At 48.5% G+C, this 24,367-nt stretch carries 21 protein-coding genes; 9 read left to right on the top strand and 12 right to left on the bottom strand.

Features of this window, described 5'->3' with window-relative positions:
• Position 1: 1 nt before the first annotated feature.
• A complete protein-coding gene (locus tag H6F90_RS28000) occupies positions 2-2,827 on the bottom strand; it encodes a GAF domain-containing sensor histidine kinase (protein ID WP_190555265.1) in 2,826 nt (941 codons plus the stop codon).
• 402 nt (positions 2,828-3,229) lie between these two features.
• On the opposite strand from H6F90_RS28000, the gene H6F90_RS27995 reads away from it, so the two are divergent.
• Both H6F90_RS27995 and H6F90_RS27990 read left to right on the top strand, forming a co-directional pair.
• Positions 3,230-4,381 carry a quinone-dependent dihydroorotate dehydrogenase gene (locus H6F90_RS27995; RefSeq protein WP_190555264.1) on the top strand — a complete coding sequence of 384 codons (1,152 nt, stop codon included), beginning with the start codon at positions 3,230-3,232 and terminating at the stop codon, positions 4,379-4,381.
• 11 nt (positions 4,382-4,392) lie between these two features.
• Positions 4,393-5,109: a hypothetical protein gene (locus H6F90_RS27990; protein ID WP_190555263.1), complete on the top strand. Its 717-nt coding sequence runs from the start codon at positions 4,393-4,395 to the stop codon at positions 5,107-5,109.
• Positions 5,110-5,151: 42 nt separating this feature from the next.
• Here the strand turns inward: H6F90_RS27990 and H6F90_RS27985 are convergent, their stop codons facing one another.
• Positions 5,152-6,105, bottom strand: a complete 954-nt coding sequence (locus H6F90_RS27985) for a DNA polymerase III subunit delta' (RefSeq protein ID WP_190555262.1) — start codon at positions 6,103-6,105, stop codon at positions 5,152-5,154.
• Positions 6,078-6,758 (bottom strand): dTMP kinase, encoded by a 681-nt coding sequence (gene tmk / locus H6F90_RS27980; protein ID WP_190555261.1) that lies wholly within the window; start codon positions 6,756-6,758, stop codon positions 6,078-6,080. Before tmk ends, H6F90_RS27985 begins: the two co-directional genes overlap by 28 nt.
• Before the next feature lie 432 nt (positions 6,759-7,190).
• Here tmk and H6F90_RS27975 point away from each other — a divergent pair, with 432 nt between their 5' ends.
• Positions 7,191-7,538 (top strand): hypothetical protein, encoded by a 348-nt coding sequence (locus H6F90_RS27975; protein WP_190437942.1) that lies wholly within the window; start codon positions 7,191-7,193, stop codon positions 7,536-7,538.
• Between the two features lie 66 nt (positions 7,539-7,604).
• Here H6F90_RS27975 and H6F90_RS27970 read toward each other — a convergent pair whose 3' ends face one another.
• The 5 genes from H6F90_RS27970 to H6F90_RS27950 all read right to left on the bottom strand — a co-directional run bounded on the left by H6F90_RS27970 (position 7,605) and on the right by H6F90_RS27950 (position 13,619).
• Positions 7,605-8,033 carry an FHA domain-containing protein gene (locus H6F90_RS27970; RefSeq protein ID WP_190437940.1) on the bottom strand — a complete coding sequence of 143 codons (429 nt, stop codon included), beginning with the start codon at positions 8,031-8,033 and terminating at the stop codon, positions 7,605-7,607.
• A gap of 169 nt (positions 8,034-8,202) precedes the next feature.
• A complete protein-coding gene (locus H6F90_RS27965; RefSeq protein ID WP_190555260.1) occupies positions 8,203-8,643 on the bottom strand; it encodes an FHA domain-containing protein in 441 nt (146 codons plus the stop codon).
• A gap of 94 nt (positions 8,644-8,737) precedes the next feature.
• Positions 8,738-9,178 carry an FHA domain-containing protein gene (locus H6F90_RS27960; protein WP_190437935.1) on the bottom strand — a complete coding sequence of 147 codons (441 nt, stop codon included), beginning with the start codon at positions 9,176-9,178 and terminating at the stop codon, positions 8,738-8,740.
• Between the two features lie 194 nt (positions 9,179-9,372).
• Positions 9,373-11,850 (bottom strand): cation-translocating P-type ATPase, encoded by a 2,478-nt coding sequence (locus H6F90_RS27955; RefSeq protein ID WP_190555259.1) that lies wholly within the window; start codon positions 11,848-11,850, stop codon positions 9,373-9,375.
• A 152-nt stretch (positions 11,851-12,002) separates the two neighbouring features.
• Entirely contained in the window at positions 12,003-13,619 is a 1,617-nt protein-coding gene (locus H6F90_RS27950; RefSeq protein WP_190555258.1) for a CPBP family intramembrane glutamic endopeptidase, read from the bottom strand.
• A 338-nt stretch (positions 13,620-13,957) separates the two neighbouring features.
• On the opposite strand from H6F90_RS27950, the gene H6F90_RS27945 reads away from it, so the two are divergent.
• Complete coding sequence (locus H6F90_RS27945) at positions 13,958-15,331, top strand: histidine phosphatase family protein (protein ID WP_370588114.1); 1,374 nt, start codon at positions 13,958-13,960, stop codon at positions 15,329-15,331.
• A gap of 13 nt (positions 15,332-15,344) precedes the next feature.
• On the top strand, positions 15,345-16,610 hold the full coding sequence (locus tag H6F90_RS27940; protein ID WP_190555257.1) for a dihydroorotase: 1,266 nt from the start codon (positions 15,345-15,347) through the stop codon (positions 16,608-16,610).
• Positions 16,611-16,614: 4 nt separating this feature from the next.
• Here the strand turns inward: H6F90_RS27940 and lepB are convergent, their stop codons facing one another.
• Positions 16,615-17,217 (bottom strand): signal peptidase I, encoded by a 603-nt coding sequence (gene lepB / locus H6F90_RS27935; protein ID WP_190555256.1) that lies wholly within the window; start codon positions 17,215-17,217, stop codon positions 16,615-16,617.
• 276 nt (positions 17,218-17,493) lie between these two features.
• Between lepB and H6F90_RS30950 the strand changes: the two genes are divergently transcribed.
• The 4 genes from H6F90_RS30950 (at position 17,494) to H6F90_RS27915 (ending at position 21,297) form a co-directional block, all read left to right on the top strand.
• Positions 17,494-17,883, top strand: coding sequence for an amidohydrolase family protein (locus H6F90_RS30950; RefSeq protein WP_242024665.1), 390 nt, complete (start codon positions 17,494-17,496; stop codon positions 17,881-17,883).
• Between the two features lie 118 nt (positions 17,884-18,001).
• Positions 18,002-18,274, top strand: a complete 273-nt coding sequence (locus H6F90_RS30945) for an amidohydrolase family protein (RefSeq protein WP_242024664.1) — start codon at positions 18,002-18,004, stop codon at positions 18,272-18,274.
• Between the two features lie 256 nt (positions 18,275-18,530).
• Positions 18,531-20,249, top strand: a complete 1,719-nt coding sequence (locus tag H6F90_RS27920) for a hypothetical protein (RefSeq protein WP_190555254.1) — start codon at positions 18,531-18,533, stop codon at positions 20,247-20,249.
• Between the two features lie 55 nt (positions 20,250-20,304).
• On the top strand, positions 20,305-21,297 hold the full coding sequence (locus H6F90_RS27915; RefSeq protein WP_190555253.1) for a pentapeptide repeat-containing protein: 993 nt from the start codon (positions 20,305-20,307) through the stop codon (positions 21,295-21,297).
• A gap of 20 nt (positions 21,298-21,317) precedes the next feature.
• Here H6F90_RS27915 and dnaB read toward each other — a convergent pair whose 3' ends face one another.
• From dnaB to gloB, 3 genes are all read right to left on the bottom strand, one after another.
• Positions 21,318-22,673, bottom strand: coding sequence for a replicative DNA helicase (dnaB, locus tag H6F90_RS27910; RefSeq protein ID WP_190555252.1), 1,356 nt, complete (start codon positions 22,671-22,673; stop codon positions 21,318-21,320).
• A 177-nt stretch (positions 22,674-22,850) separates the two neighbouring features.
• Positions 22,851-23,309 carry a 50S ribosomal protein L9 gene (gene rplI / locus H6F90_RS27905; protein WP_190437916.1) on the bottom strand — a complete coding sequence of 153 codons (459 nt, stop codon included), beginning with the start codon at positions 23,307-23,309 and terminating at the stop codon, positions 22,851-22,853.
• A gap of 182 nt (positions 23,310-23,491) precedes the next feature.
• On the bottom strand, positions 23,492-24,265 hold the full coding sequence (gene gloB / locus H6F90_RS27900) for a hydroxyacylglutathione hydrolase (RefSeq protein ID WP_190555251.1): 774 nt from the start codon (positions 24,263-24,265) through the stop codon (positions 23,492-23,494).
• Positions 24,266-24,367: the final 102 nt, after the last annotated feature.

Here is a 24,367-nt window from a genome sequence, read left to right as displayed (position 1 = left end):
TTTAGAAGAAACCAGTGGTATTGCCTCGGCTAGCGTAGGTTTTATCTGTGGGCGTCGCAGCCGCAAGGGGAATGACCAAACGACTCAAAACGCGACCATCCTCCAGCTTGTAGAGGTTGAATTCACCCCCCATTTGTTTGATCAAAGATTGGCAAACTAGCAAATGTAAGCCAGGGGGCTGATCGAGCGTCGAGGGAGCCAGTAGGTCTACAGAGCGTCCGGTTTGCAACTCTGCCACCAACCTCGGCTCAATTACACCATTATCGGTAATTGATAGCTCTAGCCAACGCTCCTCTAAAGTGCGGCACCAGATATCAATGCGCCCACTAGGTTGACAGCGATAGCAAGCCGTCACCAGTAATTCATACAAAATTGCCTCAATTTTGGTGATATCTCCAGCGATCGTGAGGTTGCCTTCGTTGTTATGTACCTGCGACCAAAGCTGGCGTTGCTTGATTAAGTAATCAACCCGCTCTAACGATCGCTTAAGCAGGGTAGCCAGAGGCACTGTTTCGTAATAGGCCCGTAACCGCCACGGTTCATCTTTAATCAGTTGACCGACAGTATTAAGGGCATCTCCCATCTGGCGGAGGTTTTGTTGCAAGCGAGTGCTCACCAAGGGATCTTTCTGCGTCGAGAGTTCACTCAAGCGCTTAAGGGTCAAGTTGAGCGAACGATACAGTTCTTCAATGCGGCGCTGTTTGTACCAGTTGAGTCGCTCTAAGCTTTCGCGCTGGGCTTTCAAGCTATCAGTGAGTAACAAGTTACGGCGTGACCAGGCTAACTGGCTGACCAGGGTACCCAAAGCATTCAAGTGCCGCTCTGGCCAATGCCGCGATCGCTCATCCGCAACAATCACAATCCCGGTGGGTTCATGCTCTGGAGCTGTACGCAATGCTATGACTAAAATTTGACCGATTCCAGATCCAGAGAGCCACTGCCGAGTTTCTGCGGTCAGGTCATCCACCATCAAAGGCAACAGCCCGTCGGCTTGAAGCGCCCATTGCACCAGCGTATCTGTCTGCACAGGCACAACTATTTCTGTGTTGAGCATGAACTGACTGTTCGCCATCACTGGAGCCACAATCCGCCCGCCTCGTCGCCCTGGTAGCCAAGTTACCATCATGGCAAAAGGTACTTGAAGAATTTGGGCAATATGTTGTAAAGCTGAGCGCTCCAGTCGGTCTGGTTGGTAGGTTTGCTGGATGGTGGTGAGGCCCCACTGAATCGTTTGAGAGATTTTCTGTTGCTGTTCGGTTTGTCGCTGGAGTTGCCATTGGTGCAAAATCAAACCAATTTGTTGGCTCACCACGCGGAGAATCTCTCGCTCTGGACGGCTCCAGGTACGAGTGGCTTCATGGCAAATCACCACTAAACCTTCTAAAGGATGGCCAATCGAAGTACTGCACATGAGCAGCGATCGCACGCCAATTTCCAGGAAGACATCCTGCCAAGCCATCAGCTTTAAGTCTTCTTCTAAGTTCTCGATGCCCACCGCCTCAGTGCTGCGCTCCAGCATTTGCCAATCAACATCGTTCAGCATATTTAGCGGTGTGGTTGCAGGCCGACGATTCGCTGGTTGACTTTGGTAGCAAATTTCAAACTTCTCTTGGTCTTTGTCGTAGAGCAAAACTAGGAAACGCTCCGCTCGCAACCGTTGGCAGAGCTTATCTGCACAATTTTTTAACGTACTCTTCCAATCTTCATCGCTGTAGATGGCATGGGTGATTTCAGCGGTGAGTGCTTGATCCAATCGCGTCTGCTGAATAATCTCCTCCATCTCTTCTAGAGGAGCTGTCAAAGCAATTAGTTGGGCTGCGCCTCGCACATAACTTTTTTCTTCCTCCTCCCAAATTCGCGCTTCATTGCCTTCTACCGCGAGGAAACCCATCAGTTCATTTTGGAATAGGATTGGTGCTGCCAAGAGCGAGCGCGCCTTGATTTGCTGCATCAATCGACTCGTCGTATCGGCTTTAAGTGAGCTGTGAGCTTCCCCAATCGACACCAGTTGATCGGCTGCCAGGGCTTGATAAAAACCACTAATCTCTTGAACCGTGATGCCAGAAGCGATTTGATTCGCATCACTAAACCCTGCTGTTTTCTGACGGTTACTGATTCGCCGCCAAAAATAGCGCCGTTCTCGCTCAAACCAGTAAATATTTGTGCGGGAAGGGCCAATAAATTGATGGGTTTCTTCCACCATTGCTTCTAGGCGTTGTCCCAAAGTTGGCAACTGCCGCAACTTAGACAGGAGGGTCAACAATGGCTGTTCTGGACGCTTAGTTTGCTGTCGCTGCCAATCTGCTTCGATTTGATAAAGCGCTGCGGCCAATCCGCCAAAAATCATTGAGAGTCGCGCTTTTTCGTCGGAGCGAGGAGAAACCCCCCAAAGCGTTGACCCTAATAAAGACACGCCAAAGCAGCGATCTTTATAGCGAATCGGAAAGAGCATCGTGCCTTGAATATTGAATTTCTGAGCCGCCTTCCGCCACTCTCCGGCTCTTGTTTCTTCCCGCAAATCTGGCACGCCTACGGGACGTTGCTGAATCACCACCTGCTCCAAAAGATCGCCAGGAGACAGCACGAAGCGTTGCCGTAGAAACGAACTGTCGCCATTGGGCATGACACCGCCTTTACCGAACAGACGATGCTCTAAGCGATCGTAAAGCCCAATCCAAATCAAGCTATAGTCGAATTCATCTTGTAGATAATTGAGCGTGGTTTCAATTAAAACATCGACGCTTTCCTCTTCCCGCAGGGTCTGGAGGACACGACCTAAAGCAACTAATTGTTTTTCGTAGGTTGTCGGCTCTTTCTGCTGACCCATGTTATTTGGACTCCGGTTCCGGGCAGCTTATGCTTTTTGCACAAAGGATGGGAAGAGAGATCCTAGGCACCTTTAGACCTAAAAGGGTATTTGCAGCCTGGATCACCATATTTCTAACTCATTTATCACGTTGCGACGGATAGTCAACCCATGGTCGATAAGATCGATGGCTGACAACGAGCCAGTTGGTAGACAACAAAAAGAATTATTTTCTCAAGCTCTCAAAATTCTATCTGGTGATGCCCCTTTTCCTCATAGATCTACTCAACCAGTTATTCAAGAGAGCCTGTAATATCTAGGATGCCCATAATATTAATGAGTGTTTGCGTTCGCTCCTAAGCTGGCAATTTTACTCGTCCCTATTTATTTTTGTCGTTCGATCCCTGACAATTGCACCCAAAATTGGATATCTATCAAGTTGGTTTACGTCCCCTTCTTTTCTCTGGACTGAAAGCAGATCCGGAACAGTTGCATCGGCAAGCGCTTCAACTTCTGGATTGGCTAGACCATACGGGCAACCGTCCACCTGCTAGTTGGGTTCAAGCTCGATTGCAGCAATCTTGTGGCTTCTCGGATTCTCGACTAGCGCGATCGCTGTGGGGGTTAAGCTTCCCTAATCCTGTTGGGTTGGCCGCCGGTTTTGATAAAGATGGTGTGGCCGCCGGCGTTTGGCCTAGTTTGGGTTTTGGGTTTGCCGAAGTTGGCACTGTGACGTTTCAGGCTCAGCCTGGAAATCCTCAGCCGCGTTTGTTTCGCTTACCTCTAGATCAGGCGGCCTTAAACCGGATGGGTTTCAATAACCAAGGCGCAGCGGCGATGGCGGCAATGTTTAAGGCGAGAAGTCAGCGACAAACACAAAAGCCAGGCGCTTCTCAGCTCAAAATTCCTATCGGCATCAATCTGGGCAAGTCTAAAATTACGCCCTTGGAGGAAGCAGCCGCAGATTATTTAGGCAGTTTCCGGTTGCTCAAGGATTGGGGTGACTATTTTGTGGTTAATGTCAGCTCCCCAAATACTCCAGGCTTGCGATCGCTCCAAGCTACCGAGCAACTAGAACCGATTTTGGCGGCTTTGCAGCAAGAAAACCAGCAACAAAAGCCGATGTTGATCAAGATTGCGCCTGACCTGGAATGGGAGGCGATCGCGGATGTGATCGCTTTGGCACAAAAACATCACTTAGCTGGGATCATTGCCACCAACACCACCATCCGCCGGGAGGGCCTCAAGACAGAAGTGCTGGAAGCTACAGGTAAATCAGTGCAAGACGAAGCAGGCGGCATTAGTGGTGCTCCAGTCAGGCAACGCTCTACAGAAGTGATTCGCTTTATCTATCAGCAAACTCAAGGTCAGTTGCCCATCATTGGGGTGGGGGGCATTTTTACCGCAGAGGATGCTTGGGAGAAAATTACCGCCGGAGCTAGTTTGGTGCAGGTTTACACAGGCTGGATTTATGAAGGCCCGTGGATGGTACGGCGAATTTTGACAGGGTTGGGGCAAAAGCTAGAGCAACACGGACTAGCTACTCTAGCAGATGCAGTTGGACAAGAAGCCTAGAGATGTGAAAAATGCCGTTTCTACCTAAAGCGATCGCTAGTCACCCCTACTGGCTCTTACTTTACTTAGCAACGGCAGATGTTGGTTTCACCTTAATTTACCTGGTTAGTAGCCTGCTTCAGAATCAGGCACTGCCTTTATTTAGCTTTGAGCAGAAATTTACGATTCCGGTTGTCTATGCCGCTATTAAGCTATTTTTGATCGGCTGCTGTTTAGTCACCTCAGCTCTTTGGAAATATTGCTTATTTCAGCGCTCCTCTCGCTATCTCCTGCTAACCATGGGAGCAGGATTTTTGTATCTCTCAACAGACAAGCTATTCAAATTTCATCATCTGTTGCAGCTTCCCGATTGGATGCCAAGCCTCCCCGCAGGAGGGGGAGCCTGGATACTTTTTTACTTATTCATCCAGTTACTCATTGTTACTGTTGGCTTTCGCGACCTTACCAAGCTTTGGCGTTTTTACCCTCAAGGGGCATTAATGATTTGCCTAGGCATTGCTTTGTTTATAGTTGGAGGTCTCGGTACTGAAATTTTTAACCATCAAATCTTACAGCCGCTACTTTGGCACATGGGGCGGGGCGATCGCGCCACTTTCTCAACTCTAAAAAATACAGTGGAAGAGTCTTCAGAACTATTAGGAGAGAGTATTGCGTTGCAAGGCTTGGTTTTATTTCTACTGAAGCAACGTCATCATTACTTCAACCTGCAAGCTAAAAAACTTAGTTAGCTCCCTGTATTTTTTCAGGCAAACTTTTACATCGACTCAATCTTACGCTTGCGCGATCGCCATTAGGGTTACTTCCCAAACCAAGCGAGGCTGAGCATAACTGAGGAGAGCTTGACGAGCTTTCTCTAAATGTTGCAACAGTTGGGGTTGCCGCCGCGATCGCCAAAGCGCATGTTGCAAATAGTCTATCAACCAGAGTTGCGCCTCTGTATCTAAGGCTTTATCCAAACGCCGAGCCAACTCTAAAGCTTCACGTGCTGCGCGCAGGGGTTGAGTCAGGGTGGCTAGCAGGTCTGGAGGAATCGCTTGCAACTGCTGCCAACTGGCGATCGCTTCTCCAGGGCTTCCTTGGGCAATCTCCAATAATTCTGGATGCTGCAAAATCTCGGCATAGCCCGCCTGTTCTAATACTTGCGCTAGTGCTTTCGGGCTCAGCCGGTAAAAGGGAATCCGCTGGCAACGAGAAACCAACGTCGGCAATAGCGCTTCGGCTCCCGGCGCAATCAAAATCAGCGTCGCTGGCCCTGGTTCTTCTAGCGTTTTCAGCAAGCCATTTGCCGCTGCTTCTGCCATCGTTTCTGCCTGCTCAATCACCACAACCGAGCGAGCTGATTCCATCGGCGGACGCCCCAAAAATTGAGCCAGCTGACGCACTTGATCGAGGCGAATTTGAGGAGGGGCTTTGCGTTTCAGCCCTGCTGCGGCGGCTTCCGCTGCTGACAACAATTTTCCCTGATGCAGATAAGTTGGCTGCACCCAGAGTAAATCAGGATGATTCCCTTGTTCTAGCCGATTTTGCAAGCCTTGTTTTTTAGCGGGGAGTACATCTAGCGCTAACAACGACTCCAGAAAACACCGAGCCGCTAAGCTGCGCCCCACGCCCGAAGGGCCTGAAAACAAGTAAGCAGGAGCGACTCGCTGCTGGAGCACCGCTTGATGCAGCAATTCTATAGCCTGCGATTGTCCAATTAGGGGTGCAAAAGCGGTTGATACCATTGCGTTAAGCGCTGACTGAGAACCTGTTGAATCTGGTGGGCGACTGCCTGTTCACTCTGACTAGCATCAATGCGAACAATCCGCTCTGGGTACTGCTGATGTAAAGCCTGAAAGCCCTGCTGCACCCGCTGATGAAAGGCTAAATCAGCTTGCTCCATCCGGTCGGCTTTACCTCGCTGTCGCATCCGAGCCAAGCCTAGTTCGGCATCCACATCCAACCATAAAGTCAAATCACTCTCCAGTCCACCCGTTGCAGCTTGGTTGAGTTGGTCAATTAAAGCTAAATCCAACCCTCGCCCGTACCCTTGATACGCGCTCGTGGAGTCGGTATAGCGATCGCATAAGATCACGGCTCCTTGAGCCAACTGCGGCCTTAAATAGCCATCTACATGCTGAGCGCGATCGGCGGCATACAGCAGCAACTCGGCTCGATTTTGGATTGCTTCTTGACCTTGATAGCCCAGCAATAACTGCCGCAACTCTAATCCCAGCTCTGTCCCTCCTGGCTCCCGCGTTACCAGTATGGGTGGAGCTAAATCTTCTTTGAGTGACTGGAAACATTGATTCTCCAGCAGCCATGCTTGCGATCGCAGCATTTGAGTGGTTTTTCCACTGCCTTCAACTCCTTCAAAAACAATTAATCGACCTTGCATAAGCTGCTATTGAACGACTCCTGACTCCGCACCCAGATTCCGCTCGAAGTGTTACTGGCAGGACCACTCCACGAATTGATTCATTGATTCTTGCCCCGACGCACTCTAACAGAAATTGGGGACCGACAGCGCACGCAAGATCATTCCATCAGAAAAAATTGATTTGATGTTGCTTCGCCTAACCTCGACTTTCTGAATTAGAACCATTCTGTCCGGATCGGAGGCTGGTATGCTAGAAGCTGGTAAAGGCCAAACCAATTCACATTTGGGCTCACTACAAAGCTTCTCGCTTTTACGCAGCCTGAAATCTGAATAGCCCGATTGGCCTTTATGCTTGAGTCTTGTTATAGCTACTAACCTAAGTATGACTTAGCCATGCTTAGCGAACGTTATGATAAGAAGGTCTTAAAACTGCCACGCCTGGGGTTGCCTATGGCTCGCTATACTTGTCTGTTTACCGTTGAAGTTCCTGTTAACAATCTCCAGCATCTGCTGATTGAGATTCTGGAATCCTGCAATCTTGACATCATTTATGACACTGGGGATTACATGATGGCTCGTGAAGTCCCTGGTCATGTTTCCTTCTCTAAATTAGTAACGGTAGAAGTTCTAATTGATAAGTCGGTCGCTGCCGAGCGAGAAATTCGCCTGAATTTTGTGATCAAGAACGAAGAACTACCCTTGCACCTCGACAATCACTGCCACCAAATGTATGAGCTTGTCAGCCGAGCTGTAGCGGAAAATCGGCATTGGCAGTTAATTGAAGCCGTTGCTGGGTAGCTTTTCTTAGAGCGGCCAACCCCAAATTAAACGCCCTGATTAGTCCATTACAACTTAGACTCGGCTCTAAGTCAGCTCTTCTGGTTCACCGATCATGCCAGGACTAATCAGTGTAATGTCAAACTCATCGGGGGGCACAGTTGACATCCCATCTTGCTTCAGTAGGTAATAAACGGCTTTGACTTGTGGCCCAAATACGATCTCATCTTCATTTCGCAAATCATGAGCTTGTAGCTTACGACCATTAATTAAGAGACCATTGGCGCTTGGTTTGCCTTTAAGGTTGCCATCAACCACTCGATAATAATAAGTGCCATCTTCATGGGGTAGCTGCACCAAAGTGGCGTGACGACGAGAGACAAACTGCGAAATCAAGCGAATGTCACACTTAGCATCTCGACCAATTGAATAAATGGGATTATTAAGAACAAACTCTCGGCGGCCTTTGTCGTCATCAATAATTAATAAATGATTTTGGGGCGGTTCTGGTGCCATTGCCAAGTAAGTGGTGCCGTGAACAAGTGAATAAGTCAGGATTGTGCCTGTATCCTAGCCTATTTTCCCTAATTATCGACCTAATTGAGTCGTAATAGGTCTTTAAGCATGCTGCAACTATAACGAGTCACCGCAGCCAATTTATGCGAGCTACAGCAGCGATCGCCTCTCAATCTTCAGGAGCAACACCCACCATTTTGGGATCAATTAAAGTGATATCAAATTCAGGGATGTCCCAAGTATCGGGATCAAAAGTGTTGATCGTGCTGTCTTCTAGGATGAAGTAGATTACACGGACGCAAGGGCCAAAAACAACCACATCTTCGTTTTTTAGGTCATGGCCTTGAAGCTTGTGGCCGTTGATCAGCAATCCATTCACACTAGGCTTACCGTCAAAATCACCATCTACGATTCGATAGTAATAGCTTCCATCCTCATGGGATTTTTGAATCAAGTTCGCATGATGACGGCCTACAAATAAGGAAGAGAGACGGATATCACACCCGACATCTCGACCAATTGAATAAAGAGATTTACCAAGAACAAACTTGCGCCGACCTTTGCCGTCTTCAATGATTAATAAGTGATTTTGGATCGGTTCTGGTGCCATCGCCAAGTTGTGGGTGCAGTGGGCGAACTTATTTCAGTTATAACTGGCAAATGACGCCAGGTCCATTCAAAGTGGCAGGGTTTGGAGTTAGCCGTCAATCTTCAGAAGCAACGCCTACCATCCTAGGATCAATCAGCGTCACGTCAAATTCCGGGATCTCTAGATCGTCAGGGTCTAAGTTGGCTAGTGCATCTTCTTCCAAAACAAAGTAAATGATCCGAACCGAAGGACCAAACACCACTACGTCTTTGTTTTGCAGGTCGTGTCCCTGTAACTTATGGCCATTGACCAACAACCCATTTACGCTAGGCTTGCCTTTAAGACTGCCATCCTGAATCCGATAGAAGTAGCTACCATTTTCCTTTGGCAGCTTTACTAAGGTGGCGTGCCGTCGAGATACAAATAGTGAAGCAAGACAGATGTCACATTTAACATCTCTGCCAATCGTGTATACCGAGCCATCAAGGGTGAAGTGTCTTTGTCCCTTGTCGTCTTCAATAATCAAAAGATGATTTTGCTTAGGTTCTGAAGCCATAACGCTGAATTTCAAATAACTAGAAAAAACTTATAATGCAGAGCCTGACGAAAGTTTGAGAGGTTTGTGCCTAAAAATTACTCATAGTAGCCATGTCTTAATTAGTTTACCCATTTGAATCAATAGATAGAGGTTGATGGCTCTTAAACAAACATTTCAGGTTTTTAACAATCGCTTGTAATATCAGAATTCAATTAAGCTTTGCCACCCGTTTCATTCTTAAGGGGAGACTGGGTGTAACGAAGTAGAAGTGAATTTGTCACCACACTGACAGAACTAAAAGCCATCATTGCTCCCGCCGCCGCTGGGCTCAGAACAAATCCTGTTACCACTAGGAAAGTACCCGCAGCGAGGGGAATCCCTAGGATGTTGTAGGCAAAAGCCCAGAACAAGTTCTGACGAATTTTTTTAAAGGTGGCGCGACTCAGTCGAATTGATTTTACAACGTCCATCAGGCGATCGCGCATCAGCACAATTTCGGCGGTCTCGACAGCCACATCTGTACCGGAATACAAAGAAATACCGATATCAGCTTGGGCCAGTGCCGGAGCATCGTTGATGCCATCGCCTACCATTGCAACTTGATGGCCGAGTTTTTGTAATTGAGCGATCGCGGCAGCTTTTTCCGCAGGCTGAATTCCAGACTGTACGTTTTCCGCAGCAATGCCCACAGATTTAGCAATCAGAGCCGCAACCTCGGGGCGATCGCCACTTAAGAGGTGAACCCGCAAGCCCATTTGTTGTAGCTGTTTGACAGTGGCATGGGCATCAGGCCGCAGAGGATCAACAGCAGCAATTAAGCCAACTAGTGTGCCTGCGATCGCAACATAGACCACAGTTTTGCCAGCTTGCGCTAATACTTCTGCTTGAGCCTGAGCAACGTCACTCACCACAATCCCTTGGTGTCTCAGCCAATCGGCATTACCCAACACCACTAAGCGATCGCTGACTAAAGCCGAAACTCCCCGTCCTGGCTCCGTGTAGAAATCTTTAGCGGGTAAAAGATCTAACTTCTGAGTTTGGGCTTGTTGCAAGATTGCGGCAGCTAAGGGATGACGGGCTCCACTTTCCACAGTGGCAGCGAACTGTAATAAATCTTGAGGAGAGAGCGGTTCAAGATTGGCGTTAGCAGTAACTAGAGGTAAGCAATCAGTAACAGTCGGCTGACCCGCAGTCAGAGTCCCAGTTTTATCAAACACGATGGTGTCGAGGTGATGGACTTGCTCCAAAACATCTCCGCCACGAATCAACAGCCCTTGCTCAGCGCCCAAGCTAGAACCTACCAAGATCGCGGTTGGAGTTGCCAAACCTAAAGCACAAGGACAGGCAACGACCAACACGGCGATCGCTAATTTGAGGCTTAATAGTAACGGTGAGGTTTGAGCCGGCAAGTCTGCTAAGTGGCTCTGCTGCATCAGATGAGCATGAGTCGTGAGGGACGCGATCGCGATGTGGTGGCTTAGCACTTCAGGCCAAACGTGAGTGCCAATCCCGTACCAAAAGACAAAGGTGACAGCCGCGATCGCCATGACTGTATAGGTAAAATACCCAGCCACAGTGTCAGCTAAATGCTGGATCGGGGCTTTGCGAGTTTGAGCCGTTTCTACCAGAGCAATGATTTGCGCCAGCGTCGTGTCCTTGCCTGTGCGCGTGGCTTGGATGGCGATCGCCCCTGATTGATTCAGGGTGCCTGCTGCGACCAGCTCCCCAGGCTGTTTGAGCACGGGTAAAGCTTCTCCGGTCAGCATCGATTCATCGACTGTGGTTTGCCCAGCCACCAATTTGCCGTCTACAGGCATCTTTTCTCCCGGTAGCACTTGCAGCCACTCCCCTACGCGCACTCGCTCCGCCGGAATCTCTACACAGGTCTGTGAGGCGATCGCAGTTTGATTGCCCGGATCAATGGTGGGTTGGGGGATCAGGCGAGCAACGCGCGGTTGAAGCGCGATCAAAGCCTCAAAAGCGGCAACGGCTCGGCCTCTAGCTCGCTGTTCCAGCGTACGGCCTAACAAGATAAACCCCACTAACATCACGGGTTCATCAAAGAAACACTCCCAGCCCAAGCTGGGAAAGAACAGAGCAATACAACTAGCGGTGTAAGCAGTGAAGGTGCCCAAACCAACGAGCGTATTCATGTTGGGGGCGTTGCGTCGTAGCCCTCGCCAGCCTTCGACCAAAATGAACCGCCCTGGCCCTACCAGTGCTATTGTTGCCAGTCCCCAATGGAACCAAATATTGCTGAGGATGGGAAGGGTTAACCAGCCCCACTGTCCAACGTGGCCTAACCCAGACAGCAGTAGGAGTAAACCTGCGATCGCAGTTCGGCGGGTTTGTTGTTGAATTTCGAGTTGATGTCGTTCTCTAAAGCTTGTCGAGGTAGAACCAACCCCGGGAGTAGCATCATTCTCTGCGGCTACAAATCTCGGTTGTGTCGGGAAGCCTGCCTCGGTCACTGCTTGAGCCAAAATAGCAGGATCAGCAATGCCTGCTGCACACTCAACTGTTGCGACTTCAGTTACTAAGTTGACTGAGGCAGAAATCACTCCAGGGTGTTGGCTAAGTTGCTGTTCTACCGTTCGGACGCAGCCTGCACACTTCATCCCCTCAACTTCTAAAGTTACAATTTCTGAGGAGTTTGGAGTTGCAACAATTTGGTCTGGAGTCAGTTGCATAAGCTTTTCGATCTACCGCCATCACGGGATACCTAAATGGGCATCTCTTCTTTGAGGGTAGGCGAAGACTCCAAAAATTGCCGTAAAGCCGCTAAGTTTTTTGCTCTCAAGCCCAAATTGGGAATTTTAATTGCTCAGCCGCATGCTTCAGCCTAAGTTGAGCCACTGCCCAGAATAAAGAGACTCAGCAAAGTGCCGCTATTCCAAAGGCTGTGCATCAGCATGGGAGCAAGGAGATTGCGCGATCGCGTGTAGACAAACCCCAACACCATCCCCAAAACCATTAGCGGTAATATTTCTGACAGGCTTAGGTGAGCCAAGGCAAATAGAAAAGCACTGATAGTAATCGCTCCCCAGACAGGCACGTAGCGGGTCAAGGATGGCAGCAGGAAGCCCCGGAACATCACTTCTTCAAACAAAGGAGCCGCGACCGAGGCGGTCAGGAAAAAGATTACCAAGGCCACATTATCTCGGCCCTCTAACACAATCGGCAAAATGGGATTGCTACCTCCCTGTCCTTGCCAAAACTGTTGGTTGATCAACGACACCAAAATTACTAGAGGTAGAGCCATGAAATAACCGCCCAACCCCCACCAAAACCAGTTGCCTCCGCCATTGATGCGAAACCAGTCTTCGTAGTCTTCATCAGGCAAGGGTAAGAATGGCTTCAAAGAGCTGTAGAGAACCAGAAGTCCGACAGTTACCAGCAAGGCATACACAGCCAGAATATAAATGGCTTGCGTCCGACTGTCAAAGCTAGCAGGGTTGATGCCTAAAAGTTGCAACCCCAAGGGCAAGGCAATTTGACCGACAAAAAATTGCCCTACGAAAAAGAGGACTAAAACTTGCCAAATAGTTTCGCCACCCCAAGAAGTCGGCCAACTCAAGGTTCCATTTTGCACTAACAAGGCTTGCTTACCTTTCACGAGCCATTGCACAACTAAATAGACCAAAATGCCAATGCCAATCAAAAAGCCAAACACTGGAATCCCAGCAATGAGTAACAACTTCAAAGCAGCTTGCTGAGCCAGGTCTTGTTCGGTAGTTTGCAATTCGCTGAGACTCGTTTGGCGTTGTTGCAGTTTGTACAATCGCGTCAGGGCTTGGTAGCGAAACCAGCCATCTAATTCTTGTTTGATTTGCAGTTCAGCATCGGGTAGAAGGCTGGAAGGAGTACTCCACAAACCTACTAAAGCCGTTGCTGTCTTACCTAGACTGCTGAATTGGCTACTAGGTTGAGTCGTGTCAATCAACTGGTTCCAAGTTGCTAGAGCTGCATCAGTCTGTCCCTGCTGAGCTTGCAAAACCCCTAACCGCAAGTCCAGCTCATGAATGAGGCGAGTCATCTGAGTGATGGGTTCTTGGCTTTGTTGGGCCTGGGTTTTGGGAGCGGGTGTTTCTGTGGCTGGAGCAACTTTAGGCTGCGTTTCTGGCTTCAAGGTGCGGGCTAATGGGCGGTCTTCTAATGTAGGCTGCGATCGCGTTACCAACTTATCTAAAGTGCCTGCCACCGATTGCCGAGCTTCTTGGTACTGTTTCAAAGCGGCTTTGACGGGTTCATCCCCAATCAATTTATCCCGTGCGCGTTTGAGATCCACATCGCTATTGGCATCGCCTTGCCACTCGGAAGCGTGCAGCAACAGATTGGTTTGATAGAGTTCTAGACGGCTCTGAACTTGAGGCTGGCTCCAGCTTTGGACTAAAGATAAGCCAATAAAAGCGATCGCAATAATCGTCAGGACCCCTAAAATCAATTGCTTCAGTTTCATTCCCTTCCCCAGCAGCAAGTACAGTGATTTCACCCCAAATTTGGAGTGATGAACCCGTTCAGCTCGATCAATGTGAGTGCAATGTTAATCAGCCTCAAAGGCATTATCTCATTGCTAGTCCTGCTCGGTGGCCTATCAGCAGTTAGAGCCATCAGCTTCTCAGGAGAGATAGGCGATCGCGGCTAGTACAAACAGCAGCATAGACCGTATCTTTCGTGATCCAGCGCGTCTCCTCGACGGGGTAAAATTCTTCTGGTCTCTTTTGTATGGGTCTTTATAAAGACTCTGCATTATTGGCGATCGTTCGCTCTATTTCTGACACCCCTGCCCTGATTTGATTGGAGGATAAAGCCCTGAGTACTCGTGTCATTCTTGTGCGCCACGGTGAGAGTAGCTATAACGTTGAGCGCCGTGTTCAGGGTCACTGTGACCAATCAACCTTAACTGAAGCAGGTCGTGCTGCGGCTCAAAAAGTTGGGGCAGCTTTGAGTGGCCTCACCTTCGATGCAGTGTATAGCAGTCCGCTGAAACGAGCGAAAGAAACAGCTCAGCTAGCGCTTTCCTGCTTTCCGACGGCTACTCATTATCCTCCCGAAATCCAGCTAACCGACAACCTCAAGGAAATTAATCTGGTGCTCTGGGAAGGCATATTGTTTGATGAGGTCGAAGCCAAATTCCCCGAGGATATCCAGTTGTGGCGAGACCAACCGCATAAACTACGGATGGAAATCCCTGGACCGAACGGCACAGTTGATTTCTTTCCAGTCCCAGCGCTTTACGAACAAGCTCGACAGTTTTGGCAAGAAGTTTTACCTCGGCATGGGGACCAAACCATTCTGGTCGTCGCTCACAGCGGTATTAATCGAGCTTTGATCAGCACTGCCATTGGTCTAGATTGCGATCGCTACCAATCTTTGCAGCAATCTAACTGCGGCATTACAGTCTTGAATTTTGCAGGTGGCTTAGACGCGCCTGTGCAGGTAGAGTCTTTGAACTTGACAGCTCACTTTGGCGAACCGTTGCCAAAGCGTCGCTCTGGACAAAAGGGACCCCGCCTCTTGCTAGTGCGACACGGAGAGACAGAATGGAATCGGCAGAAGCGCTTCCAAGGTCAAATTGATGTCCCACTCAACGACAATGGGCGCGAGCAAGCTCGACAAGCAGCAGAGTTTTTGCGCTCCATTAGCATTGATGCGGCAGTGAGTAGCTCAATGCAGCGGCCCAAAGAAACAGCAGAAATTATTCTGCAACACCACCCCGCTATTGAATTAAAGCTCGACGATACCTTGCAAGAAATCAGTCATGGTTTGTGGGAAGGCAAGCTAGAGTCAGAGATTGAGGCAGAGTTTCCGGGTGAGTTGCAACGCTGGCAAGCTACTCCAGAAGCCGTACAGATGCCTGAGGGTGAGAACCTGCAACAGGTTTGGTATCGGGCGATCGCAGCTTGGAACGCCATTGTCGAAACAGCGGCTGCATCCCCCACCCCCCAGACCGTATTGGTGGTGGCTCATGATGCCATCAACAAAGCCATTTTGTGTCATGTGACGGGTTTAGGGCCAGAAAACTTCTGGAACTTCAAGCAAGGAAATGGTGCGGTGAGCGTGATTGACTACCCCAAAGGCCCAGCAGGGCAACCTGTCTTGCAAGCGATGAATATTACGTCTCACCTAGCAGGTGGAGTTTTAGACAAAACGGCAGCAGGAGCTTTGTAAGTACGAAGGCATCATGACTAATGAACTGCTCCAACAAGTCCGGGTCTTAGATCCTGCGGCGATGACCGATCGCGTGGCCGATGTCTTGATTGTCGATGGCAAGATTGAGGCGATCGCAGACTCTATCTCTGAGTGGCCCGCCAATACTCAGGTCCGAGATAGCCGAGGCATGATCTTAGGGCCAGGGTTAGTCGATTTGTATAGCCACTCTGGCGAACCCGGGTTTGAGGACAGGGAAACCCTACGTTCTTTACAGCAGGCCGCGATCGCGGGTGGCTTCACGCGCCTAAATATCCTGCCTGACACGACTCCCGCCTTAGATAATCCTGCTGGACTCGCCTGGTTGCAAGACAAACGGCAATTTCAGCTTCCAGTCCAAGTGCAGGCATGGGGCGCTTTAACCCTGGGGGTGCAAGGACAACAAATGACCGAGCTAGCTGAACTAGCAGCTGCGGGTGTCGTGGGTTTTGCTGATGGTCGAGCTTTATCCAGTTATGGACTCCTGCGGCGACTTTTGGAATATCTCCAGCCATTGCAAAAACCTGTGGCCCTATGGCCTTGCGATCCCAAGCTAACAGGGAATGGGGTGATGCGAGAGGGACCGGAATCAATTCGCTTTGGCTTGCCTGGAAGTCCTGCGATCGCTGAAACCACTGCGATCGCGGCTCTCCTCGAACTCGTTGCAGCGATCGGTACGCCTGTGCATATCATGCGAGTCTCGACGGCCCGTAGCATCGAACTAATTCAAGCAGCTAAGGAACGGGGTCTGCTCATTACGGCTAGCACCACCTGGATGCATTTGTTGCTCAATAGTCAGGCGATTCAAAGCTACGACCCCAACTTACGGCTCGAACCTCCGCTAGGCAACCCAACGGATCAGGCCGCTCTAATCGATGGGGTGAAGCAAGGCGTGTTAGATGCGATCGCGATCGATCACACTCCTTACGCCTACGAAGAAAAAACAGTGGCTTTTGCCGAGGCTCCTCCAGGGGCGATCGGATTAGAGTTAGCACTTCCTCTGTTATGGCAGCGCTTTGTCGCTAGTGGTGAATGGACAGCGTTAGAGCTTTGGCGCGTACTCAGCAGCAATCCAGCCAAATGTCTGCAACAGCCTGTCGCCACAGTCGCACCTGGCCAACCTGCTGAACTGGCTTTGTTTGACCCCAGCCAGCCTTGGGTGGTGAACGGGCAGTCTCTTAAGTCTTTATCTATTAACACACCTTGGTTGGGTCAAGAGCTGCTTGGTCAGATTGTGAAAACCTGGTGTCCTAGTCTTTAAAGAATTACTGAACAGACTTAAGTTCGTAAGCTGGCTCTTGGCCTAACTCTCCAACTCGGTTAGGAGGCCAGAAACGCACTACAGCTCGACCAATGATGCGATCGCGAGGGACAAACCCCCAGTAGTGGCTGTCATAGCTGTTATTGCGGTTATCGCCCAGCACTAAATAAGAGTCAGACGCTACCTGCACTGGTCCCCACTGATAGCTGGGTTTCTCGTCAATGTACTCTTCTCGCAACGGTTGGTCATTGATATAGACTCGCCCTCCCTTAACTTCTACCTTCTCACCCGGTAGACCAATCACCCGTTTGATGAATGCATCCTTAAAGCCTTGGTCTTTTAAGGTTTGAGTTGGAGAGAACACGACAATATCGCCTCGCTCTAAGCTATGGAAGTGGTAGCTTAATTTATCTACAATCAAGCGATCGTTGATTTGTAGCGTTGGTAGCATTGACCCGGATGGGATATAGCGCGCTTCAGCGACGAAAGTGCGAATTCCCAAAGCTAAAATGACACTCAGCCCAATGGTTTTGAGTCCCTCTAACCAAGGATTTTCAACTTGTGGTTGGGTATTTTCGTCAGACGCTTGATTCTGCACACGAGTCATAGGTGTTTACTTACCAAGGAAAAGAGCGGTATCAATTCAGAGTTATAAGCGTTACTCAGACTACCAGCCTATCAATTCAATCCAACAAATGGGTTTGATACTGCCATGTAACGATGGGGAGCTTGTAAAACTCTGACATAAAAATCGATATTTAGACACGCATCAATTTACGTTATCTTAGCCAGTTGCTTATCTCACAAACGGTTAGCGCCATGCATTCTGCCTCTCATCTACTCATTCGTCAGGCCCAAGTAGCTCCTACCCAGTGGTGAACTCATGGTAGGAGATGTACAAATCGAGGGAGGGACTATTGTTCAGGTTGCACCCGACCTCTCCGATACGACCAATAGCTCAGTCAGCCAGGAAATAATAGACGCTCAAGGACTCACTTTGTTGCCAGGAGTGATTGACCCGCAGGTTCACTTCCTCGAACCAGGTTTGGAGCACAAGGAAGATTTATTTACCGCCAGTTGTGCCTGTGCCCAGGGAGGCGTTACTTCTTTCTTGGAAATGCCCAACACCCGCCCACTAACCACCAACCAAGCCGCGCTAGACGATAAACTGCGCCGAGCGGCGGAAAAGTGTTTGGTGAATTACGGCTTTTTTATCGGGGCAACGGGTGACAACCTCACAGATTTACTACTGACCACGCCCCGCACACCTTAGAAGAAAAAGCTCAAACCTACCCCAACACACCTTCAGGCATGCCAGGAGTTGAAACCTCGCTGCCTCTGATGTTGACTCAAGCTAAAGCGGGACGTTGCACCGTGGCTCAAGTGGCTCATTGGATGTCCACAGCCGTTGCCAAGGCTTATGGCATTCCGAAAAAGGCGCGATCGCTCCAGGGTACGATGCTGACCTCGTACTTGTTGACCTCGAAAACTACGCTCCAGTACGGCGTGAAACCCTTCAAACCAAGTGTCGCTGGAGTCCCTTTGAAGGTTGGGAGTTAACAGGCTGGCCTGTAACGACTATTGTGGGAGGCCAAGTGGTTTATGACCACGGGAAGCTGAACACAGAAGTCCGGGGTCAAGCATTGACCTTCAGCGAAACTTGAAGAATTCACTAACAGTCTAAACTCAGGACAGGAAGCCACAAATTCAGTAGTTGCGGTTTGCACAACCCTGGAAACTTTAAAGAGATGGTGTAGTCAAACTGCAACTGCTAAAGCTGGAGTTAATTCCAGATAAACTCCTATTGGTGACGTACCAAGTTCATCTAAGTAACTGGGCATGCTTAAGGTAAAGAATTCCGTTAAAGTTTTCCCTTGAGCTGTCTCGGCTCGCTTAGGTGCATTTTTCCAAACAGAAATCATGGCAAATACAGAGCTGCTACATTCGATCGCCCATGACCTAGAACAGCATCCAAACTCAATTCGGATTAAAAAGCTAATTTTTTATATTTGCAAAAATGTTTGGGAAAACAATTTAGATATTATCAACTCTCATTCTCTAAAAAATCTCATTCAAGAATTAGTTAGCCTTCATCCGACTTCCAGCGTTCTCAATTCTCATCTAAACAGGGTCGCTCAAGGTTTGAGCAAACCAGCAGAGTACAGTTTAATTGCCAATCTTATTTTTCAAAAAATCAAAAGTCTTTATTCTGAGATTTCATTAGAGTCAAATATTACCTCAAAGCAGCAAGAGGCACTTAGAGTCGCTGAAAGGCTTGCTCAAGACAAAAACTCAATTAGAATCAAAAAAATCCTCACTTATATTTGCAAAAATATCTGGGAGAATAACTTAGATCAGCTCCAGCAATACCACTGGCAAGAGTTAATCGAAGAGTCTTTGGAGCTAGCACCAACTCTAGAGAATCTAGAGCTAGTACTTAACAGTATTGTAAGAACCCTTAATCGCCAAACCGAATATTCTCTGGTTGCGAGTAGTATTATTAATTGTTTCAGTACTTTATATCCTGAGAAGTCAGCTTCAACTCAGTTAATGAGTGACAACGGCGATACACAAATAGTTATTCACACTGAGCAGACAAATTTAGTGGTTGAGCCTCAACCAACTCAAAAAGCTTATTCCACAGAGTTAACTTGTTACACACAAGTTTCCTCCCATCTAGAAGCTCAACCGGAGAAGATTCGGATCAAAAAGCTAATTCTTTGCGTCTGTAGGAATTATTGGGAGAATGATCCAAGCAAGCTACAAGCAATACCCCTAGAAATTTTAATTGCCGAGCTATATGCGATCGCTACAACTATCACTGATCTAAAACTACTTTTAAGCAATGTTGTTAATACCTTAAACCGGAAAGCAGAATACTTTTTAATTGCCGATACAATCACTCAGTCTCTTGAAGCTCTCTACTGCCAATCCATTAATTCATTCCCAGTAGCTCTGCCCTCAAGTAACCAAGCTGAAGCTAGTTTCACCCAACCGATAGATCAACATTCAGCTTCTCAGGTAGCGCGATCGTCAGGAATAGAGACAGAGCTAGCGCAAAGTGCGTATGCTCCTTTTGAACTACGGCTCGAAATCATGAAATATACCAATCCTCTTCGAGCCAAAATTTTGCTCTTTTCAGTACTTCAGCATAAGTTCTCTTTTAGCGCTTCTGATTGGTCAGCTCTCAAAGCTTGTGAATTTGATTATTTACTACAACAACTATTTGAACAGTGTGAAACCCTGTCCACCCTTGAATCTCGGCTAGAAATCATTGCCAGCTGTTTAGAAGATCCCTATGAGTACAATCAGGCAGCGGGAGTCATCATTCAGTGCGTTAAACCCTTTTATCCACTCATACAACGCCAGCCGAAACTTAGTTTAGCTGCGTCTATATCATCACCAATTTACTCAGAGCATTTCTCCCCTGAGCAAACCAGGATTAAGTTCAATTTTGAAGAAACCCTCTTAACTTCTGGCCATGCTGGTATCGATATCGAGGTGGAGACCGAGCAGACTTGCCAGTTTGGTTCTACTGCGAAACCCGTTTTTAAGGATGAAGCGCGATCGCTGGATGACTTAGACCAAACCTGCGAACTATCGTCTATATTAACTCCCAAAATATCAGCTCAAAGCTGAAATAAAATTGCTGATTAAGATGAGGCTTTAGCATAAATAATTACAAGTAACTTCTATGAATGCAGATGAATTAATTGGGCGATATGCTGCTGGTGAGATTGACTTTGACACCTTGAGTCTGAGCGGCATTAACTTAAACGGAGCTGATTTAATTGGAATCAACCTCTCTAAAAGTGATTTACAGGGTGCATCGTTCATTTTTGCCTACCTCAGTCGAGCTAATTTAAGTCAAGCCAACTTAATAGGTACAAAGCTGAGTGGGACTAACCTCAATCAAGCAGATCTACACCGCGCCAACCTTCATGATACTGATCTGCATGGTGCTAGCTTGCAAGCTGCGGATCTACGCAGTGCTGACATTACTTTGGCTAATTTACTCGATGCCAATCTAATCGACGCGGATCTACGCAATGCCAACTTAAGCGGTGCGAATCTCACAGGTGCCTGTTTACGAGGAGCTAATTTTCGCCAAGAGAACCGTCAATATGTTGCTAATCTGAGAGGCGCAAACTTAGCTAAAACCGATCTGAGAGGTGTTAATTTAACAGGTGCTGACCTAGCAAGAGTGAACCTGCGCGGCGCAAACTTGAGCGAGGCTATGTTAAGAGACGTTGATCTGAGTGAAGCAGATCTCACAGGTGCTATTCTTAGTGGCGCTTTTCTCACAGAAGCTCAACTCAGCGGTGCCATTCTAGTCGGAGCAAACTTGGTCAACGCCAAACTGGAGCGAGCTACATTATGCGACGTTGATCTAACAGGCGCGAATTTACACAACGCCATCTTGCCTGATACCAAGTTGAGCAAGGCTAAATTAGAGCAAGCTAATCTCACTGCTGCGAAGTTGAGTCGAGCCGACTTAAGCCGTACCAACCTTCGCCATGCTAACTTGACTGACGCTAACTTGATTGATGCCTATTTAGCGAGAGCCGATTTGAGTTACGCCAATCTGACTGATGCCAACTTGGTCCGAGCCGAGCTCAGTAGCACCAATTTAATGAATGCCAACCTCAAGGGAGCTAAAATGCCTGACGGCAAAGTTAATAGCTAACTTAACTAGAATAGTTGTCCTTACGGGCGGTTTGGTGAAGCCAAGTTACGAAAACAGGTAAACTGCGGCTCAAACAACAGCTTTACAGTTCCCACCGGACCATTACGATGCTTGGTAATAATCACCTCAGCAATTCCGCGATCGGGCGTATCTGGGTTATAGTACTCATCCCGGTAAATCATCATAATCAAATCCGCGTCCTGCTCAATCGACCCCGACTCCCTCAGGTCGGACATCATGGGTCGCTTGTTAGTCCGAGACTCTACGCCCCGACTTAACTGCGACAGCGCAATCACTGGAACACCGAGTTCCCGTGCTAAACCTTTCAGGCCACGAGTTACTTTCGACAACTCTTGAACTCGGTTGTCTGAGCCGCTGCCCTCCATTAACTGTAAGTAATCGATCAAGATGAGTCCCAAAGGTTTTCCGTTCTCTGCTTGCAAGCGACGGGCCTTGGAGCGCATCTCGGTCACACTGATGTCCGGCGTATCGTCGATATAAACATTTAGCTGTGACAACGTGCTGATAGCGTGTCCCAGAGGTTCCCATTCGGTCTGGCTGATCCGTCCAGAGCGTAGGCGACCACTCTCAATGCGAGACTCGCTAGAAAGTAAGCGGTAAACCAACTGCTCCTTAGACATCTCCAAGCTAAAAACTGCTACGGGTAACTTGTGAAATGCCGAGATGTTCCGAGCAATGTTCAAAACAAAGCTGGTTTTTCCCATTGACGGACGACCCGCCACAATCACCAAATCCGATCGCTGGAAACCTTGGGTCATGGCATCCAGATCATAGAAGCCGCAGGCGATCCCTGGCATCACCATGCCTAAAGAGCGGCTTTCAATGTCGGAAAAGGTGTCTGTGAGAATATCCGAAGTGGGGACTAGACCTTCTTGCGGACGGTCTTGAGTAATGCTGAAAACTTTTTGCTCAGATTGATCGAGGATCTTCACTAGTTCACTGTTGGTTTCATAACCAAGCTGGGCGATCTCAGTGCCAACCTGAATCAGCTTACGGCGCAAATACTTATCCATGACCAGCGAGGCATACTGGTCAATGTTGACGGCGCTGATCGTGCGATCTACTAGTTGAGCGAGTCGGCTTTGCCCACCCACTTTTTCTAGCAGGCTGTGATCTTGCAGCCAACTTGTGAGGCTCATGAGGTCAGTCGGCTTACCTTGGCTATGGAGCGTGACCGCTGTTCGATAGATTTCTTGATGCGCACTAATGTAGAACGCCTCAGGCCGCAGAATATCAATCACTCGATTGATAGCTTCTGGGTCGAGCAAGATACCACCTAAGATGGCTTCTTCCGCATCAATGTTTTGCGGGGGCAGGCGATCGCTCAGCGGTTGGAAACTTAAGTCGTGAACCATAACAGGGACAACTGTAAAAAGGTTTGGATCAAATGAGACGGATGAGTAGCTGACTCACCCGTCCTACACTGAAGAACAAAACTGGTCAGTTGCAGCCTCTATGGGGCCTCACACACTAGCCTGTTATGTATATCAGAATTCTACCGACGCCAAGCGGCAAGAATTAACTAACCAGAATTAGCTAGCAACGACTTCAATCTCTACTACAGCGCTCACATCAGGATGCAGTTTGATTTCTGCTCTGTAAGTTCCAACTTTATTAATGTCGGGTAGAGAAATTTCGCGGCGATCGACATCTTCACCTGTCGCTGCCTGAATTGCTTCTACGACTTCACGAGCTGTAACCGTACCGAAGATGGCATCGCCTTCACCCACCTGCTTCTGAATGGTGAGGCGAGTTGCCTTCTCTAGAACTGCTTTTTGCGTTTCAGCTTGCTGCTTTTGTTCCAGCAATAGCACACGCTCTTTCTCTTTACGACGCTCTACTTGCTTAAGAATGCCAGGGTTGGTCTTAACAGCAAAGCCTTGAGGAATCAAGTAATTGCGGGCGTAGCCGGGAGCGACTTCTACCAGATCACCTGTTCTCCCTAGCTTGCTAACATCCCGATTTAAAACTAACTGAACACGTTTCGCCATGATCTTTCCTGTGATTAACTGTGCGTACCTTGGGAGGTGTTGTCGCTGTCGTCAGAACACTTTATCGTATCGAAATGTGAGGAGCGATCGCAAGTTTAGCGACCATCTAATTTCTGTCAACTCCTAGCATCCCCTCACATTTCGTTTTGCCCAGTCACCTTTAGTACAGGTGCCACTATTCTCTAAAACTGCTCCTTAAGTTGCCGTAAACGCGCAAAAGTTTCCACTTGCTCAGCCATCTTGACGGCTTGTTGAATACGGGGCACATCCCAGCGCAGGAAAGGATTTGTGCGTTTTTCCAAACCCAAATTTGAGGGTACAGTCGCTTCTGAACGCTGACGCATTGCTTCGACCTCAGCTAAGCGGGTTTGCAAATCTAAGTTAGCGCTCTCCACGCTTAAGGCAAACTGTAAATTCTTTAGGGTATATTCATGGGCGCACCAAACCCTGGTGTTGTCTGGCAAAGCTCGCAACTTGCTTAAAGATTGCACCATTTGCGCCGGAGTCCCCTCAAACAAGCGACCACAACCGCCTGCAAAAAGTGTATCCCCACAAAATAGCTCTCCTGCGTCCTCGGGGTTGGTAGGTGGAAAGTAATAGGCGATGTGGGCGCGGGTATGCCCTGGCACAAACAACACTTCTGCTTCTTGGTCTCCAAATGGAACGCGATCGCCTTCTTGCAGAAACTTGTGTTGTCCTGGAATGCGTCCGCGATCGCCCTCCCCCCCATACACGGTTAAGGTGGGAAATTTGCGTAGCAGTTCTGCATTTCCACCCACATGATCCCCGTGATGGTGAGTATTAAAAATCGCTACTAATTCTGCACCAAGCTGAGCCAAGCACTTTAAAACTGGCTGCGACTCTGCTGGATCTACCACTGCTGCTATCCCCTGGGCAGGAGCATGCAGGACAAAAATATAATTATCGGAGAGGGCTGGGAGTCGATAAACTTGCATCAGTCCATTTTCTCATTGGTTTCCCAGAATTGAACGACACTTTAGGCTTAAGTCTCCCTCAAGCGACTCAAGGAATTTGACTACTTAGCGATGGGCGGCAAT

The sequence above is a fragment of the Trichocoleus sp. FACHB-591 genome, assembly GCF_014695845.1.
Lineage (GTDB): Bacteria > Cyanobacteriota > Cyanobacteriia > FACHB-46 > FACHB-46 > Trichocoleus.
This window is presented reverse-complemented; position numbering and strand designations above follow the sequence as displayed.

Bases quoted from the DNA above. Each gene is read 5' to 3' on its own strand.
- H6F90_RS27955 (WP_190555259.1), bottom strand. From the start codon at position 11,850: ATGCAACTGACTCCAGACCAAATTGTTGCAACTCCAAACTCCTCAGAA.
- lepB (WP_190555256.1), bottom strand. From the start codon at position 17,217: ATGACTCGTGTGCAGAATCAAGCGTCTGACGAAAATACCCAACCACAA.
- H6F90_RS27940 (WP_190555257.1), top strand. From the start codon at position 15,345: ATGACTAATGAACTGCTCCAACAAGTCCGGGTCTTAGATCCTGCGGCG.
- H6F90_RS27950 (WP_190555258.1), bottom strand. From the start codon at position 13,619: ATGAAACTGAAGCAATTGATTTTAGGGGTCCTGACGATTATTGCGATC.
- H6F90_RS27990 (WP_190555263.1), top strand. From the start codon at position 4,393: ATGCCGTTTCTACCTAAAGCGATCGCTAGTCACCCCTACTGGCTCTTA.
- H6F90_RS27975 (WP_190437942.1), top strand. From the start codon at position 7,191: ATGGCTCGCTATACTTGTCTGTTTACCGTTGAAGTTCCTGTTAACAAT.
- H6F90_RS27985 (WP_190555262.1), bottom strand. From the start codon at position 6,105: ATGGTATCAACCGCTTTTGCACCCCTAATTGGACAATCGCAGGCTATA.
- H6F90_RS27920 (WP_190555254.1), top strand. From the start codon at position 18,531: ATGGCAAATACAGAGCTGCTACATTCGATCGCCCATGACCTAGAACAG.
- dnaB (WP_190555252.1), bottom strand. From the start codon at position 22,673: ATGGTTCACGACTTAAGTTTCCAACCGCTGAGCGATCGCCTGCCCCCG.
- H6F90_RS27960 (WP_190437935.1), bottom strand. From the start codon at position 9,178: ATGGCTTCAGAACCTAAGCAAAATCATCTTTTGATTATTGAAGACGAC.
- H6F90_RS30950 (WP_242024665.1), top strand. From the start codon at position 17,494: ATGGTAGGAGATGTACAAATCGAGGGAGGGACTATTGTTCAGGTTGCA.
- tmk (WP_190555261.1), bottom strand. From the start codon at position 6,758: ATGCAAGGTCGATTAATTGTTTTTGAAGGAGTTGAAGGCAGTGGAAAA.
- H6F90_RS27965 (WP_190555260.1), bottom strand. From the start codon at position 8,643: ATGGCACCAGAACCGATCCAAAATCACTTATTAATCATTGAAGACGGC.
- H6F90_RS27915 (WP_190555253.1), top strand. From the start codon at position 20,305: ATGAATGCAGATGAATTAATTGGGCGATATGCTGCTGGTGAGATTGAC.
- rplI (WP_190437916.1), bottom strand. From the start codon at position 23,309: ATGGCGAAACGTGTTCAGTTAGTTTTAAATCGGGATGTTAGCAAGCTA.
- gloB (WP_190555251.1), bottom strand. From the start codon at position 24,265: ATGCAAGTTTATCGACTCCCAGCCCTCTCCGATAATTATATTTTTGTC.
- H6F90_RS27970 (WP_190437940.1), bottom strand. From the start codon at position 8,033: ATGGCACCAGAACCGCCCCAAAATCATTTATTAATTATTGATGACGAC.
- H6F90_RS28000 (WP_190555265.1), bottom strand. From the start codon at position 2,827: ATGGGTCAGCAGAAAGAGCCGACAACCTACGAAAAACAATTAGTTGCT.